Origin of the sequence: Halobaculum limi (assembly GCF_029490015.1) — an archaeon.
GTDB classification, from domain to species: Archaea; Halobacteriota; Halobacteria; order Halobacteriales; family Haloferacaceae; genus Halobaculum; species Halobaculum limi.
The window spans coordinates 1724596-1740728 of sequence record NZ_CP120468.1 but is presented as its reverse complement, the minus strand read 5'-3'; the positions used below and the strand labels follow the sequence as shown (position 1 = coordinate 1740728).

Annotated in this window: 17 protein-coding genes; 7 read left to right on the top strand and 10 right to left on the bottom strand. The window is 67.2% G+C overall.

Going from position 1 to position 16133, the window contains the following annotated elements; genetic code table 11:
• Positions 1–5: 5 nt before the first annotated feature.
• On the bottom strand, positions 6–1034 hold the full coding sequence (locus P0D77_RS08640) for a calcium/sodium antiporter (protein ID WP_277552541.1): 1029 nt from the start codon (positions 1032–1034) through the stop codon (positions 6–8).
• A 105-nt stretch (positions 1035–1139) separates the two neighbouring features.
• Between P0D77_RS08640 and P0D77_RS08635 the strand changes: the two genes are divergently transcribed.
• A complete protein-coding gene (locus P0D77_RS08635) occupies positions 1140–2321 on the top strand; it encodes a redox-regulated ATPase YchF (protein WP_277552540.1) in 1182 nt (393 codons plus the stop codon).
• Positions 2322–2347: 26 nt separating this feature from the next.
• On the opposite strand, the gene P0D77_RS08630 is transcribed toward P0D77_RS08635, so the two are convergent.
• From P0D77_RS08630 to P0D77_RS08605, 6 genes are all read right to left on the bottom strand, one after another.
• A complete protein-coding gene (locus P0D77_RS08630) occupies positions 2348–3064 on the bottom strand; it encodes a hypothetical protein (protein WP_277552538.1) in 717 nt (238 codons plus the stop codon).
• Between the two features lie 167 nt (positions 3065–3231).
• A complete protein-coding gene (locus P0D77_RS08625; protein WP_277552537.1) occupies positions 3232–4392 on the bottom strand; it encodes an aminotransferase class V-fold PLP-dependent enzyme in 1161 nt (386 codons plus the stop codon).
• Positions 4393–4394: 2 nt separating this feature from the next.
• Entirely contained in the window at positions 4395–5513 is a 1119-nt protein-coding gene (locus P0D77_RS08620; RefSeq protein WP_277552535.1) for a pyridoxal phosphate-dependent aminotransferase, read from the bottom strand.
• A gap of 92 nt (positions 5514–5605) precedes the next feature.
• Positions 5606–6415, bottom strand: a complete 810-nt coding sequence (locus tag P0D77_RS08615; RefSeq protein WP_277552533.1) for a polysaccharide deacetylase family protein — start codon at positions 6413–6415, stop codon at positions 5606–5608.
• A gap of 50 nt (positions 6416–6465) precedes the next feature.
• Positions 6466–6969 carry a hypothetical protein gene (locus tag P0D77_RS08610; protein WP_277552531.1) on the bottom strand — a complete coding sequence of 168 codons (504 nt, stop codon included), beginning with the start codon at positions 6967–6969 and terminating at the stop codon, positions 6466–6468.
• An 88-nt stretch (positions 6970–7057) separates the two neighbouring features.
• Complete coding sequence (locus tag P0D77_RS08605) at positions 7058–7798, bottom strand: proteasome assembly chaperone family protein (protein ID WP_277552529.1); 741 nt, start codon at positions 7796–7798, stop codon at positions 7058–7060.
• Positions 7799–7912: 114 nt separating this feature from the next.
• Here P0D77_RS08605 and P0D77_RS08600 point away from each other — a divergent pair, with 114 nt between their 5' ends.
• The 3 genes from P0D77_RS08600 to P0D77_RS08590 all read left to right on the top strand — a co-directional run bounded on the left by P0D77_RS08600 (position 7913) and on the right by P0D77_RS08590 (position 10688).
• Complete coding sequence (locus P0D77_RS08600) at positions 7913–8833, top strand: RsmB/NOP family class I SAM-dependent RNA methyltransferase (protein WP_277552527.1); 921 nt, start codon at positions 7913–7915, stop codon at positions 8831–8833.
• Positions 8830–9372 (top strand): DUF7122 family protein, encoded by a 543-nt coding sequence (locus tag P0D77_RS08595; RefSeq protein WP_277552526.1) that lies wholly within the window; start codon positions 8830–8832, stop codon positions 9370–9372. The genes P0D77_RS08600 and P0D77_RS08595 overlap by 4 nt, the downstream gene beginning before the upstream one ends.
• Before the next feature lie 248 nt (positions 9373–9620).
• Positions 9621–10688 carry a DUF2332 domain-containing protein gene (locus P0D77_RS08590; RefSeq protein WP_277552525.1) on the top strand — a complete coding sequence of 356 codons (1068 nt, stop codon included), beginning with the start codon at positions 9621–9623 and terminating at the stop codon, positions 10686–10688.
• A gap of 120 nt (positions 10689–10808) precedes the next feature.
• Here P0D77_RS08590 and P0D77_RS08585 read toward each other — a convergent pair whose 3' ends face one another.
• Positions 10809–12344 carry a DUF790 family protein gene (locus tag P0D77_RS08585; protein ID WP_277552524.1) on the bottom strand — a complete coding sequence of 512 codons (1536 nt, stop codon included), beginning with the start codon at positions 12342–12344 and terminating at the stop codon, positions 10809–10811.
• A gap of 141 nt (positions 12345–12485) precedes the next feature.
• Between P0D77_RS08585 and P0D77_RS08580 the strand changes: the two genes are divergently transcribed.
• Positions 12486–12890, top strand: coding sequence for a hypothetical protein (locus P0D77_RS08580; RefSeq protein WP_277552522.1), 405 nt, complete (start codon positions 12486–12488; stop codon positions 12888–12890).
• A gap of 26 nt (positions 12891–12916) precedes the next feature.
• Here P0D77_RS08580 and P0D77_RS08575 read toward each other — a convergent pair whose 3' ends face one another.
• Together P0D77_RS08575 and P0D77_RS08570 are read right to left on the bottom strand one after the other, a co-directional pair.
• Entirely contained in the window at positions 12917–14263 is a 1347-nt protein-coding gene (locus P0D77_RS08575; RefSeq protein WP_277552521.1) for a DEAD/DEAH box helicase family protein, read from the bottom strand.
• A gap of 57 nt (positions 14264–14320) precedes the next feature.
• Positions 14321–15109: a YhjD/YihY/BrkB family envelope integrity protein gene (locus P0D77_RS08570; protein ID WP_277552519.1), complete on the bottom strand. Its 789-nt coding sequence runs from the start codon at positions 15107–15109 to the stop codon at positions 14321–14323.
• 158 nt (positions 15110–15267) lie between these two features.
• On the opposite strand from P0D77_RS08570, the gene P0D77_RS08565 reads away from it, so the two are divergent.
• Both P0D77_RS08565 and P0D77_RS08560 read left to right on the top strand, forming a co-directional pair.
• Complete coding sequence (locus P0D77_RS08565) at positions 15268–15450, top strand: hypothetical protein (RefSeq protein WP_277552518.1); 183 nt, start codon at positions 15268–15270, stop codon at positions 15448–15450.
• Between the two features lie 68 nt (positions 15451–15518).
• Positions 15519–16106, top strand: a complete 588-nt coding sequence (locus P0D77_RS08560; protein WP_321170524.1) for a nucleotide exchange factor GrpE — start codon at positions 15519–15521, stop codon at positions 16104–16106.
• Positions 16107–16133: the final 27 nt, after the last annotated feature.

The following is a 16133-nucleotide window of genomic DNA, read 5'->3' as shown; positions in this document are numbered from 1 at the left end:
GCCGTTCAGCCGACGACGCGCAACAGGCTGAGCGCCCAGCGAATCGCCTCCGAACACGCGAGCAAGACGCCCTCGGCGCGAGTGAGTTCTCGCCCGGACCACAGCGCGGCGACCACGAGGAGGGTGAGCACGACGAGCCACCCCACCGTCCACAACGCAGGCGGGCCGACGGTCAACGGCGTCAACAGCGACGCCAAACCCAGGACACCGAGGACATTGAACACGCTGGAGCCAACGACGTTGCCGACGGAGACGCCGAGGCTTCCTTGCCGCACTGCGACCAGCGACACCGCGAACTCCGGGGTCGAGGTGCCGGCGGCGACGACGGTGCCGCCGATCACCCACTCGGAGAGTCCCGCGAGTCGCGCGATCCGAACTGCCGATCCGACGAGGAGGTCACCGCCGACGAGGACGACGGCGAGGCCGACGACGACGAACAGGATGTCACGGACGGGGCCCGCTCCGATCCGCTGTGCCGGCGTCGAGAGGTCGACCGCATCGGGCCCGGCGACCGAGTCGACGACCGCATCCGCGTCCGGGTCGACCTCCTCTGAATCGGTCTCGTCGCTGGTGTCAACTCCTGTCTTGAACGAGACGACGGTGTACGCCGCGAGGAGGCCGAGAAAGACGAGTCCCTCGGTCGGCGTCACGCGGAGGTCGACGAGTGCGAGCGCACACGCGAGCGTCGCGACGAGGAGTGCGACCCCGTCACGGTGGACGATCGTTCGGTCGACCGGGAACGATCCGAACATCGCGACCGCCCCGAGGACGACCGCGAGGTTGTACAGGTTCGAGCCGACGACGTTGCCGACGGCGAGTTCGCCCACGCCGATGAGTGCGGCCTCGACGGTGACGACGATCTCCGGGCTGGAGGTGCCGAGTGCGACGACCGTGACGCCGATCAGGAGTTCGGAGAAGCCGACGCGACGAGCGAGTCGCACGGACGCGGCGACGAGGAGTCGAGCGCCCGCCCACAGTGCGGCTACCCCGACCGCGAGAAGCGCGAGGTCGGAGACGACCGAGAGGGCGACCATCGGTGAGACGGTCGTGGCGCTCGGTGGTAACTTCGGGGGTCTCGTGTGGGGGCGAGGAGGCGGCCGACCGAAAGCGCCTTTCGACGCCCCCGAGGAGTAATCCGTATGCTCTCTATCGCGCTCGCGGGCAAGCCCAACGCGGGCAAGTCCACCTTCTACACGGCCGCGACGATGGCCGACGTCGACGTGGGCAACTACCCGTTCACGACCATCGACCCGAACCGCGGCGTCACCCACGTCCGCACCGACTGTCCGTGTCTCACTCGTGAGGAGCGCTGTGGCGACGAGGACTGTCACGACGGCAAGCGGTACGTCCCGGTCGAACTCCTCGACGTGGCGGGACTCGTCCCTGGTGCACACGAGGGGCGCGGCCTCGGCAACCAGTTTCTCGACGCCCTGACCGACGCCGACGTCATCCTCCAAGTGGTCGACGCCGCGGGTGCGACGAACGCCGAGGGGGAACCGGTGGAAGTCGGCGAGTACGACCCCGTCGAGGAAGTGGACTTCATCGAGGCGGAGATGGACGCGTGGCTCGCGGGCATCCTCGAGCGCAACTGGGAGTCCGTCGAACGCAAGTCGCGTTCTCCCGACTTCGATCTGGAGGAGGTGCTCACCGACCTCCTGACTGGCTTTGGCGCGACGGAACACGACGTGATGCTCGTCCTCCGTGGACTGGAGTACCCCGAGGACCCGATCCAGTGGACCGACGAGGACCGCGCGGCCCTCGCAGCCGACATCCGCGCGCAGACGAAGCCCATCGTCCTCGTGGCGAACAAAGCCGACATCGCGCCGCCAGAGAACATCGAGCGCCTGCGCGAGACGAACAAGCCCGTCATCCCCGCGACCGCCGACGGCGAACTCGCCCTCCGGCGTGCGGCCGAGGCGGGCGTCGTCGACTACGACCCCGGCGACGAGGACTTCGAGATAGTCGGTGACCTCACCGATCAGCAAGAGAAGGGCCTCGAACAGATTCGCGACGTGATGGCGCAGTTCGGCGGCACCGGCGTCCAGCAGGCGCTCAACGAGGCGGTGTACGATCTGCTCGACCACATCACGGCGTTCCCCGTCCAAAACGAGACGCGGTGGACCGACGCGAAGGGGAACGTCCTCCCCGACGCCTTCCTGCTCCCGCGCGGGAGCGGCCCGAAGGACCTCGCGTACTCCGTCCACACCGACATCGGCGACGGCTACCTCCACGCGGTCGACGCGAAAGCCGATCGGCGGATCGGCGAGGACACCGAACTGGAGGAAGGCGACGTGATCAAGATCGTCTCGACGGCGAACTGACGGGAGTTACGGCGCAGGTTCGTCGTTCAGGTCCCGAACGAGAGCGTCCAGTCACCGTCGGCGTCGACATTCACGTATGACGGCCCGTCGACTCTGACGGTCGTCTCTCCGTCAAACTGACCGGTTTCGGCGAATACCAATTCCCCGAACTCATCTGGGTCCACCGGCACAGTCTCCACGATGAAACTCGACGAGCCACGGTGAGTCCCGGCCACGCGTACCACACCGTCGAACGCCACCACATCGACGTATCCTGGGCCGGACCCCGTTGCTTCGACAGGAAGTCGCTGCGCCGTCGAGTCCGACGGTTGTTCGAGGGTGATCTCCCACGCGCCGTCCGTCTCGACGTTGAGAACGTGCGACCCGTCGACGTTGACCGACGCCACTTGCGATCCCTCGACTGGAGCGAGCAGAATTGTCAGGTAGACATCGTCGTAACTCTCGCCCTCGACGGCCAGCAGTTGCGTCGTGAACGACCCACGCTCTTCGGCCGAGAACGTCGCCGTAATCGGCCCACGGCGAAGGTCGAACTCCGCTGAGGTCGACGTTCCAGTCCCCGAAAACGTCCGTGGCCCGAATCCCTCAGATTCCGGGGTCGGTGTCGTGGGTTCCGTCTGTCGTCGGTCACCGGTGTTCGAATCCGGCCGTTCTTCTCCGCTCCTGTCGCGGCCCGCGTGTGCCACTCCCGGTCCAGCCAAGACGGCCGACCCGAGAACCGTGATGACGTACTGTCGTCTGTGCATAACCTAGAATTTCCGCCTCGTGGACATCTCTGTATCTGTCGTCAGATGTCAGCCTTGACACGGCTTCGACACGCTTCTTCCTCATCATCCGACAGAATGCGTGCGAAAGCGGCACGGAACGTACCGAATCAGTATCGCGGCGGTAGCCGATACGTGCTCGTCGCGACCTACGGCGCGGGTTCGTCGTTCAGCGCCGTTGCCAGCCTGTCTACTTCTGCCTCCGTGTTGAACGCGTGAACCGACGCCCGCACCGCCTCGGGGTCGGGCAGGTCGCGGATCACCAGTCCGTCGTCGTGGAGGCGTTCGACGGTCGCCTCGGGGTCGGCCACGTCGACGGTGACGAGGCCGGATTCCGGCGCTGCCGGCGACAGTAGGCGGTCGTCGTCGAGGCGGTCGGTCAGCCGTCCCGCCAACTCCAACACCCGGTCGCCGATGGCGTCGAGTCCGACCGATTCCAGCGTGCCGACCGCTTCACGCAGACCGACGTGCGGCGCGAGTGACGCGGTGCCGCGCTCGAATCGTGCACCGCCGGGCTTCAGCACGTACTCGTGGGCCATCGCGTCCTCGACGCTCCGGTACGTCACCTGCGCAGGGTGGAGGTCGGCGGCGACCGCGGGATCGACGTACAGCATCCCCGCACCCCACGGCCCGAGACACCACTTGTGACCCGAACAGGCGACGGCGTCTGCGCCCCACTCGGGCACCGAGAGCGGTCGCTGTCCCGGCGACTGGACCGCGTCGACGAGCGTGAACAAGCCTGCGTCGTCCGCTATTTCGACGAGTTCTTCCACCGGAAGCTGAGTGCCGTAGTTCCACGACAGCGAGGAGAAACACGCCATCTCCGCGTCGGCAACGGCGTCCGCGAACGCGTCAGTGTCGATGTGCCCTCGCTCCGTCTCGACCACTCGCACCTCGACGCCGTGGTGTCGGGCGAGGCGGTCGAACGGGAGCGTCCCGGCGGGGTGTTCGAGGTCGGTGCGCACGACCACGTCACCCGGTTCCCAGTCGAAGGCGGCGGCGACGGCGCTGAGACCGTCGGCGGTGCTCTCGACCAGTCCGACCGTCTCGATCGGGGCGTCGAGGAACGACGACAGGCGCTCGCGAAGGCGTTCGTACTCCGCGAACGCGACCTCGTAGGGGTCGGCGTCCGCGAGGACGTCCACCTTGTGGTAGCGCTCCCACGCCGCCGCGGCGTCGAGGACGCGGTCGGGCGAGGGGCCGGTCGCGCCCGTGTTGAAATAGGCCACGCGGTCGCACGCGGGGATGGCTTCGCGGAGGTCCGCAAGTGAGTCGGGCCGCGGACCGAGAGCGGGGTCGAAGTCGGTCATAGTCAGCGAACCGCCTCGGCAGCGTCGGCGATGATGTCGAGTGCCTCCCGCAGGTCGTCCTCGCTCGCGGCGTAGGAGATGCGGGCGTGGCCCGCGCCGTGTTCGCCGAACGCCTCACCGGGGACGACGACGACGCCACGCTCGATGCACTCGTCGACGAACCCCTCGGGGACGCGCGGCATCGCGTAGAACGCTCCCTGCGGAGTCGGACACTCCAGGCCGGCGTCTGCGAGGCCGGAGACGACCAAGTCGCGGCGGCGCTCGTACGCTTCGCGCATCTCGTCGACCACGCCTTGGGGCCCCGAGAGCGCGGCTTCGGCGGCGTACTGGGCGGGTGCGGAGGCACACGCTTGGACGTACTGGTGGACGCGAAGCATCCGCTCGATTCGCTCGGTCGACCCCGTGACCCAGCCGAGTCGCCACCCGGTCATCGAGTAGCGCTTCGAGCAGGCGTCGACGACGACGACGTTGTCGCGTTCGTACTCGAACGGCGAGTGGTGGTCGCCGTCGAAGACGAACGGCGCGTACACCTCGTCGGAGATGCACAGCACGTCGTGTTCGCGGGCGATGCGGGCGAACTCCTGCACGTCGGCCTTCGAAGATGCGGTTCCCGTTGGGTTGCCGGGAGAGTTGACGACGAACGCGGCGGTGTCGTCGGTAATGGCCTCCTCGATAGCCGCAGGGTCGATGGTGAGGTCGTCGCGGAGTGGGACCGGGACGGGTTCGCCGCCCGCGAGTTTCGTGAGGGCGTCGTAAGCGACGAAGCCGGGGTCAGGGATGAGCACCTCCTGCCCGTGGTCGACGTGTGCCTCCATCGCGAGGTGGAGCGCTTCACTCCCACCTGCCGTCGCGATGACGTCGTCGGGGTCGACCGTGACGCCGAGGCTTCGGTCGTGTTCTGCGGCGATGGCCTCGCGGAGTTCCTGTGTCCCCTTGTTGCCGGTGTAGGCGTCGGTGTGGCCCGCCTCGATTGCGTCGATGGCGGCGCGTTTGGCGTGGTCGGGCGTCGGGAAGTCCGGTTGGCCCAAGCCGAGGTTGATGGCGTCCGCACCGGCCGCCTCGAACACCTCACGAATGCCGCTGATGGAGATTCGCTCCACGCGATCTGAGAACGTCGTCATACCAGAACGGGTGGCACCGGCGGGGTTAGTCGTTTCCCTCGTCGGGATCGTGCCGGTCCGACAGCGAGTCTCGAACCCTCACCGAAGACCGCTCACCCCGACTCCCACGCTGCCGCCACCTCCCGCACCTCGGTGAACGATGCGCCCGCGTCGCGAGCGTGGTCGACGAACGCACCGAGTTTCACCAGTCGGTCCTCCCGACCGATCACCTGTGGGTGCATCGTGACGACGAACACGCCCTCGTCGGGCGCGTGGTCGAACTGCGCGCGCCAGTCGTCGAAGACGACTTGTTCGGCCGTGTAGCCACGGCTCCCCGAGAACGCCAACGGCGGGTAGTCGTCACGACCCCACGACACGGGCACTTCGATCAGGTCGGCCTCCTCGCCGCGGTCGTACGGGGCGTCGACAGGGGCTGAATCGTGCCGGACGCGGTACGGGTGGAATTCGCGGGCCATCCCCGAGGAGGAGTAGTCGAAGCCCAGGTCGAGTAAGAGGTCGACGGTGTGTTCGGAGTAGTCCCACGACGGCGAGCGATAGCCCGTCGGCGGCGACCCAGTCAACTCCTCGATGGCGGCGATACCGCGTTCGAGGTCGGCACGCTCGGCCGCACGCGAGTCGTAGTCGCCGGGCGGCGTGTGGCTCCACCCGTGGTGGGCGAGTTCGTGCGCGTCGGCGACCCGTTCTGCCACCTCGGGGAAACTCTCGACGGTGTGGCCGGGCGTGAACCACGTTGCCGGAAGGTCACGGTCGGCGAGGAACTCGAGGACGTTCGGCGCGCCCACCTCCGCGCCGTACAGGCCGCGCGAGCGGTTCGTCGGGGTGTTGCGGTCGCCGCCGTCCATATGGAGCCACGGCGAGACGGCGTCGAAGTCGAAGGTGAGACAGACGGTCGGGGCGGGCATACTCGTCGCTTGCGCGGGAGCGACTTGAGTGCGGCCTCATACTACTGGCGCTACTCGGCCGAGGCGTCTGCGTACGCAACTGCGGCCACCACGGCAAGCGTGTCGTAGACGATGGGTTCGATCAGGGCCACCCACGCGTCGATAGCGAGCGGTGACTGTTTGATACCGATCCCAGCGAACGCACGCCACACGGGCATCCGTGTCGCTCCGGCGTACGCCACCATCCCGAGGTACTGCCCTGCGACGTGGCCGACTGCGACTGCGAAGATGGCGACCGGAAGGAGAGTCGTCAGTTCCCCGGGGGCGGCCCACCGTGACCGGAGGAGGGACACCGCGACGACCAAACCGACTGGGGCGACTGCGAACGGCACTACCAGGAATCCGACCCACTCGACGACCGAGAGGTCGACCCAGGTAGAGAGGAGAATCTTCGCGTGCTCACGGTACGCGATGGCGAGGCCGTCGAGCAAGCAGACGACCCCGGCGACGAACGGAACCGTCGCCGGGGACGACGCTACGACACGTCGGAGTCGAGTGGAGGGCGAAGGCGACACGGGTAGCAGTCTCAGACCCGAACGAAAAGCGCACCGAACAGAGTACCCATCGGGAGCCTCAGTCAGGGCTCGCCCGGACGTCGCTCGCCTACTGGTACATCCTGAGCGGCCGCGCCTGCGAGGCGTTCTCGTCGGCGTCTCGCATCTGTGCGGCGAGGCGCTCTTTCGCGTCCTGGATCCGCGAGGCCTGTGCGTCGAGAGCGTTGGCGTCGACGTCCAGTTCGGTGATCGGTTCGACCGCTCCCTCCAGTACGATCCGAGCGGCCGCCGGGTCGGGGAACTGCGGGTCGGCGTCGACGACGAGGCCGACGGCATCGAGGTTCGTCTCCATAGCGTGCGCGAGCAACGCACCGGTCGGCCCAGAGACCAGTCCTGGCGCTTCTGGGCTGGGGATGTTCACCTGCGAGAGGACGTCTTTACCCACCCCGACGCCGATGCCGCGCAACGACGGGTGGTCGGCCGCGTCCCCCTCACGGCGCAGGCCGGCGATGTACAGCGGGAGCACCGACTCCTCGCGGAACCAGCCGTCGATACACCCGGCGAACTCTTCGGCGGCCGCCGGCGAGACGGGCACGTCCGACTGGAGTACGAGGAGGTCGGCGTCGGGCGCGGCGTAGAGGCGGACCGGCGTGCGAATCGCACGGTCGCCGCCGCCGTAGGCGGCCGCAGACGGTAGAGCGTCACAGAAGACGTTCGCGTAGTGGTCCATCTCTAATGCCTCAACGAGGTGGTCTGCGACGATTTTCCCGACGAGTCCGACGCCGGGAAATCCCTCGATGAGCACCGGGTTCTCGAACGCTCGCTCGTCGATCACGTCGATGTGTCCCATACTCGTACTCGTTCCGGATTGCTGATAAACGTACGCCGGGCGTGCGTTGGGCGGTTCGTGGCGACTGCACTCGCCCTCCGAAACCGACAAACGCGGCGGCGCGAATCGCGGTGTATGAACGACGATGACGGCGTGCTCGACCGCTACGCCCCCCTCGTCGACGACGAGGCGGCGTTTCGGGCCGCCTGCGACCGACCGCTCCCGTCGGTCGTCCGCGTCAACACGCTCGCGGCCGACGCCGACCGCGTCGCCCGCGCGTTCGACGAGGAGGGGACCGACTACGAGCGAGCAGGCTGGCACGACGGCATCTTTCGGATGGCCGATCGCTCGCCGGGGACGACGTGGCCGTACGCTCACGGGTGGGTCCACGGGCAAGAGGAGGTGTCGTGTCTCCCGGCATTGGCGCTCGACCCCGACCCCGAGACTCGTGTGTGGGACACGTGCGCCGCTCCCGGAAGCAAGACGACGCAACTGGCCGCACAGATGGACGACACGGGCGTCCTCGTCGGCAACGACACCAGCCTTGGTCGGCTCTCCGCGCTCCGGCACAACGCCGAGCGCCTCGGCGTGACGAACCTCGTCGTCGACCAGCAGGACGCTCGCAACTACTCGATGCAGGGGTACGACTTCGAGACGTTCGACGTGACGCTCGTGGACGCGCCCTGTTCGTGTGAGGGGACCATCCGCAAGAACCCCGACGCCTTCGAGACGTGGACGCTCGACCACGTCCACGAAGTCGCGGGCATCCAGAAGGGCATCCTGCGTCGGGCGGTGCAGGCGACCCGCGCGGGCGGCACGGTCGTCTACTCGACGTGTACGTTCGCGCCCGAGGAGAACGAGGCCGTCCTCGACCACGTCCTCCGGCAAGAGGACTGTGAGATCGTCGAGTGGGACTGCCCGCTGGAGTCGGTCCCCGGCGTGACCGAATGGAAGGGCGAGGAGTACGATCCGAGTGTCGAGAAGGCGACGCGCATCTACCCCCACCACAACGACACGGGTGGGTTCTTCCTCGCGAAACTGGAGGTGGCCCGATGAGCGAGGGCGGCGCAGACGAGGGCGCGCCGGGCAACGACGGGAGTCAGTTCGACCGCCTGCCTGCGACAGACGAGGAGCGCGAGTCGCCGGGGCGACCGACCCGCCAGGAGGTGATCGACTGGTGGGACGAGCGGTTTGGCATCCCGCCGGAGACGTTCGAGCACCACACCTTCTGGGAGAAGGGGAAGGGGAAGTTGTGGGCGTTCGCGGGCGACCTGCCCAGCCCGCAGGAGCGAGAGGGCGTCGGGATGACGTTCCTCCGCGTCCGGCAAGAGCACTGGAAGCCGACGACGACGGCAGTTCGCAAATGGGGGCACCTCGCGGAGAAGAACGTCATCAACCTCTCCGGCGGCCAGGCGACGGCGTTCGCTGCGGGCCACGACCAGGACCTCGCCGAGTGGGACGGCGACTGGGGCTACCTCATCGCCGCCCACGACCTCGCCGGCGAGCGAGTGCCCATCGGCGTCGGCCTGTACCTCTACGACGAACTCCGGTCGGTCGTCCCGAAGGGCTACCGTGAGGAACTGCCAGAACTGTAAGTACACGCTGCCCAAGTGAGATCGTTCGCCGCTGATACCGTATCGATGCTTGTGCTGAGAAGAAAATGCGTCTCAGCCACAGTACTCACAGCAGGTGATGAACTGTCGATTCGCTAGGTGTAGAGAGGATAGTCAGCACGCAATCGCGATGTGGATTCGTCGATACCCCGGTTGAAGTGCTATCTTAGTGACTATCACGCATCTGGCGTCGGCCACGTCGGTTGCGCACAACGACACGGCTGACACTTATGTACGAGAGCCGACGTGTGGTGACCGTGAGAACCGAGCGGAAATTTCGGCGATATGCAGACTGGGTCGAGCCGAAGTGTGAACTGTACGCAACGTTGTCGCGAGCGACGGCCGAAGATCGGCGACTGCTGGAGATCGCTCGTGAAGCCCGCCCAGAACAACCTGAGCCCGAACTTCTGCTCGCTGCGGTTCATTCGCTCTTGTTGGATGGGAAGGAACACCGATTGAGAGCGTTCTACCCCTCGTGTGCCGGCACGCCTCCTGAAGACTCTCCAGTGTCGTCATTTCGGGACTTTTGCCTCACGTACGAGACTGAGCTTCGCAGGATTATCCGAACGCGCCGGTGTCAGACCAACGACGTCGGTCGATCTGCTGTTCTCCGCCCCGCATTCGAACACGTCGCGAACACCACGGGTGCGGAGACGGTCGCACAACTGGAGATCGGTACGAGTGCTGGACTCAACCTCAACTGGGACCGCTACCAGTACGACTTCGCGGGCGTCGGATCGTTCGGCGACACCGACTCACCCGTCACAATTCAGACCACCGTGCGAGGGGAGACCCGCCCGCCGCTCAGCCAGTCGGTTCCAACTGTCAAGCATCGATGTGGCGTCGACCTCAACGTCCTCGACGTGACCGACGAAGCGGACGCCCGCTGGCTCCACGCGCTTGTCCACCCGAATCAACACCGTCGTCACGAGCGGCTCGCGGGAGCCATTGAAATCGGACGAGAGCACCGGCACCAACTGATCGAAGGTGACGTCATCGAAGAACTCCCTCGGATGCTTTCTACCGCCCCGGACGATATCCCACTCATCGTGTTCAGTACGCACGTGCTCTACCAACTTCCCGAGGAGACGATCGCCGAGTTGCGGGCCATCATATCTTGTCACAGTTCGACCCAGCCCGTTCATTGGTTATCGATAGACCCGGAGGAAGCGCTCAGTGACCCGACCTATCGCTGGGTGCAGTTCGACGACGGAGTGGTGAAAGAGACCCAACTCGCTACGTTCGAATCATACGGAACGTGGCTCAACTGGAGCGGCGCTCGGGGTGTACAGAACTGAGAGGATCGACCGGTCATCGGGGAACCAAAGCGCGGTCGGCTGCTGACAGCGCCCTGTGTGTCAGGTATCCTGTCGCTATCACCTGGCGAGTGGATCGACTGAGTCGCTTACTCCACACGCTCATTCGCGTTCTCTTTTTTCCTTCTCCCGGACGGTTCCACCACCCAGCCCCTCCCACGCGACGCGGTAGCCGAGCGCAGACAGCGCGGCGCTCGCGTCGGTGAGGCCCGCGTCCGCGAGGACGGCCTCGGCGTCCGCGAAGGCCATCCCGGCCTCGACGTCGTCGCCGACGCGGTCGAGGACCGCCGGGCGAACGAGCGTCCCGCCGAGGCGACGATGCTCGGGGAACGACACGTCGTCGAGGGCGTCGACGGGCACGCCGTACTCGGCGGCGAGGTCATCGACCGCGACCACGTCGCTCGCGGGGGCCAGTTCGTCGGGGAGGTCAGCCGTGACCTCGGCCGCGAGGTCTGCCTCGTACTCGCGGAGGACGTCGACCACATCTTTCACCCGGACGGTCCCCGAGTAGGTGATCACACGGTGGTCGCGGGCGGCGATTTCCTCGCCGACGCCGAGCGACTCGTCGACGGCGACGACCATCTCGACGTCTTCCACGTCGGCCAACTGCCAGAGTTTCTTCTCCACGTATTCTGGTGTCCAAAAGCCCATCACCTCGAAGAACACGCGGAAGTCGGCGTGACGGTACTCGAACGCGAAGTCGGGAATCATCACGCTCGTCCCCACCCGGAGCGGTTCCGGCTCTCGGGTGAGGTCCCAGTCCAGATCCAGCGCCCGGAATCGAGCGGCGAAATCGGCCTCGACGCCGGAATCGAAGGCAGGTTCCGCCAGCGGTTCCACGCCCGGAACCGACACGTCCTCGTGGGTGAGGTGGAGTTCGTACGCGCGGCCGCGGTCGTCGATGTCGGCGGTCAACTCCCACTCGTCGGCGGTCGCGGCGACGGTCCGAAGCAGGCGGGCGAACGCCGTGCCGTACCGGCGGGTGCGGCGGAACAGCGCGTCCGGGCCGGTGACGACCACCTCCCGGTCGGTCGGGCCGTCCGCTTCGCGCACGCGAATCTCGTAGAGGAGGCCCAGCCGTTTTGCCGCCGAGACGAGCGCCTTCGGGTCCGTCGAGCGGACGCGCACCTCCGTCGCGTCGAACAGGGCGGTCTGTGCAAGCGAGAGGTCGTACTGCGTGCAGAGTTCCTCGGGCGACCATCGCGAGTCGAACTCGGTGAGCACCTGATTCACGTCGCGGTCGGCGTACAGCGACTCGGTCACGTCCGCGGCGGCGACGCCGAGGCGGTCTGCTGCGCGGTCGAGCGCCGCCGTCCGCTCCTCGTCGCTGGCGACGCCAACCGTCTCTGCGGCCTCGAACGCGACACGGCGGGCACGACGTGGCGGGAGCGACGCTCGCGTCTCGAACGCCGCTTCCCGTTCGAGGAGGGCGGCGAACCCGCGGACGAGTTTGAAGTCGTCGGCCTCGCGTTCCAGTTCGGTGAGTGCCTCCTCCAAGTTGGCTCGGGTCTTCCCGACGTGGCCCTGATACACGCCGACGACGCGTGCGGCGAGACGGCGAGCGTCGCCGTCGCCCGCGACGAACTGCGGGCGGTAGCCGCCGCGCCGGGTGACACGGAGGAGGTCTTTCCTGAGCACGGTCGACTCGTCTGTACCGAACGCGGACGTAAAGCGACGACGGTGAGAGCAGAGAGCCACGAGGACGCACCCCGACGCTCCGAAGGGCCTAGCACACGCCGATGGACAAGGCTCATACCGAACCCCCGAAACAGGCCCAACGTGAACCGACGCGGACTGCTCGGATCGGTCGGACGACTCCTCGTCGTCGGGGGGGTGACCGCCGGTGCTGGCTGTACGGACGCCGCCTCGCCGACCGGCCCCCTGACGCCGCCGCGAGCGCCGGAGGAGACGGACACGAGCGGTGCGTCGCTGGTGGTCAGGGACTTCGTCGACGTCGAGGGCGAGGAGGGCAACCTCCTCGTCCGCGTCACCGTCGAGAACCGCAGCGGCGACCGACAGACGGGAACCATCGTCGTCACCGCGACCGCGGGCGACACCGAGGAGACGGTGTCGGAGGACGTGACTGTCCCCGGCGGCGAACGCGTCGACGTGACGGTCGCCACCTCGCTGTCGTTCGAGGCGTTCAGTCAGAGCGGGTCACTCCGTGTGAACGTGCAGTACTGAGACTGTCATCCTGTCGCCGCTCGTCGCTACCGACGGCGGCGAGCCACGTTCTCCTCTGCCGTCTCGCTGGTCACTAGTTCGTACAGCGTCGCCCGCTTCGACCCGTCTGAGCCGGGTCTGAGGACGCGCCCGAGTCGCTGGGTGAACTCCCGTTCCGACCCGCTTCCAGAGAGGATGACGCCGACGCTCGCGTCCGGAACGTCCACGCCCTCGTCGAGGACGTTCGCGGCGACGACGCGGCTGTAGGTCCCCTCGCGGAAGCGACGAAGCGTCTCACGTCGTTCCTCGACGCCGGTCTCCGCGGTTATGGCGGGGATGAGGAACCGTTCGGAGATGCGGTACACGAGGTCGGTGTGGGCGGTGAACACGATGATCCGCTCGTCGCGGTGGCGGTCGAGAATGCGCGCGAGTTCAGTCAGTTTCGCGTCCGCGTTCATCATCACTTCGCGGGCGCGCTGCTTCGCGAGCAGCGCCTCGCGGGCACGCGGGTCGTTGCCGGAACGTTTCACCAGTTCCTGATAGTCCGACCCCGAGGTGAACCGGATGTTGGCGTCGCGGACGTAGTCGACGAACGTGCCCTGTGCGGTCTCGTATCGCTCGCGTTCCTCGTCGCTCAACTCCACCTCGACTCGTCGGACCTCGTACTCCGCGAGGTGCTCACCCGCGAGGTCGTCGGCAGACAGGTCGAACACGACCGGGCCGACCAGCTCCGTAATCGTCTCGTGCGCCCCGTCGGGTCGTTCGAACGTGGCCGTCAGGCCGAGGCGGGCGGGCGCGGCGAACAGGCGGGCGATGTCGCGGTACCCCTCGCCGCCGAGGTGGTGGACCTCGTCGAACACGAGGAGACCGAAGCGGTCGCCCAACTCGTCGGCGCGGAGGTACGCCGAGTCGTACGTGGAGACGGTGAGCGGTTCGACTCGTTGCTCGCCGCCGCCGAGGCGACCGATCTGACAGTCGAACGCCGTCTCGAGTTCGCGCTGCCACTGGTCGAGGAGGTCGACCGTCGGGACGACGACGAGCGTCGGCGTTCCAGCCTCCGCGATGGCCGACAGCGCGATGATGGTTTTGCCGCTGCCGGTCGGGAGTTCGAGGACGCCCCGGCGGTCGTTGTCGACCCACGCGTCCAAGGCCTCCCGTTGGTAGTCGCGGAGCGTGTACGGCGAGGTGAGCGGTGAGAGGTTGGGGAGCGAGAGCACGTCGTCGACGACGCCGACTCCCTGGTCGTGAAGCGCGTCGCGGACGGCGGCGTAGCGGTAGGCGGGGGCGCGGCCGACGCCCGAGCGGTCGTCCGACTCGACGTGTGGAAGCGACGCTGTCTCGGCTCCTTCGACACGGATCGTTCCGTCCTCGTATCGGAGCGTGACCGACGACACGGACAGGGATGTATCCCGGTGGGAGATAAGTTCGCCGCAGGAGGACGACCTGCTTGGTTACTGCTCCGCGAGGACGGCGTTGACCGCCGCCCCGACGAGCAACGTCGCGGCAGCGAGGTACAGCCAGGTGACGACGAGGACGATGCCGCCGAGCAGTCCAGACAGGGCACTCCCGCCGCTCACGCTCACGTAGCGGTCGAATCCAGCGTACAGCGCGGCCCAGCCGACGGCGGTGACTGCCGCACCGGGGACGGCCTCTCGCACCCGCATCTCGACGTTCGGGAGCAGGTAGAACGCAGGCACGAGGAACACGACGACGAGGAGGAGTTGTAGTCCGCCGCCTGCGATTCCGCCGAGCGGTCCGGACCACCACGCGGCCGGAAGCACCTCGACGGCGACGACGGCGACACCGGCGACGAGCACACCGACGAGTGCGACCGCGGCGTCGAGTAGGTGGTGAACGGTCCCGTCGTCGTCACAGCGGTACACGCGCCCGAACGCGTGGTCGAGGCCGCGAAACAGTCGCCACCCACCCCACACGAGGACGACGATGCCGATGCCGGTCGCGCGAGCACGCCCCGCAGCCGTCGTCAACACGCGCTGGACCGTCTCCCGGCCAGTCACCGAGAGCGCATCTCCCGCGGCCGCGACGACGCGAGCGGCGACGACGTCGCCGGCGACCGTCGAGACTGCGAGCAGAACGAGCGCCAGTAACGGGACGAGCGAGACGAGCGCGTAGTACGCCACTCCCGCCGCGAGAAAGCCGAGTCCGCACGAGCGACAGCGGTCGACGACAGCACGGACGACTCCCGTCCCGCGCGGCCAGTCGATGTCGGTTATCGCCATCGTCGCCACCGACCGTTTGGCGCAGCCATTCGGATCGGTTGACGAGGCTGTGCCATCGGAGATGTCTCCAATTCGGCTCCCGTGCGCTTTGTTAGTCGGGGCTGTCTGTCGCGCCCGTGCCCATAAGCCACTCATACGTCACCCTCGAAAGGTCGTGTATGAGCGACAGTGACGAGGTGGACGCGGCGGAGATGCACGAGGCAGTCACAGAGTTCCTCTCGGGAGCAGACGACGTGTACGGCGAGTACGACCAGGGGTATATGGACGCGGACGCGGCGTTGTCGCTGCTGTCGGGTCGGATCGACGACCTGCGCGAGGCGGTTTCCGACGACGAGTCGTAACCCGGTTCGGGGAGGGAGGCGCTTCCGAATCCGCAATCCGTATCTCCGCGGGACTGCTTCACCGTGGTATGAGCGACGAAGTCGACGCCGGTCACGACGACCCGGAAGACGCGACGGCCGAGCCCGCCCAGGACGCGACCGACGCATCCCAGGCGCTCGCCGACGCGGTCGCGGAGTACGACGAGAGACTCGCCGCCGAAGTCGCCGCTCTCGAACGCGAGGCCGCGGAGACGACCGACCGCGTCGAGGAACTGGAGTCGAGCCTCAAGCGGACGAAAGCCGACTTCCAGAACTACAAGAAGCGCGCGAAGAAGCGGCAGGAACAGCAGAAACAGCGGGCGACCGAGGATCTGGTCTCGCGGCTGACGGAGGTCCGCGACAACCTCGTGCGCGCCCTCGACCAAGAGGAGGGAGCCGACATCCGCCCCGGCGTGGAGTCGACGCTGGAGACGTTCGACCGCGTCCTCGGTGAGGAGAACGTCACCGTCATCGACCCCGAACCCGGCGAGGACGTCGACCCCGAGCGCCACGAAGTGATGATGCGTGTCGACTCCGACCAGCCTGCGGGAACTGTCGCCAGCGTATTCAAACAGGGGTACGAGATGGCCGACAAGGTCATCGAGGCAGCGCAGGTCACCGTCAGCGACGAGGAGTAGTCTCGTCACCGCACGTACTGTTTTCCC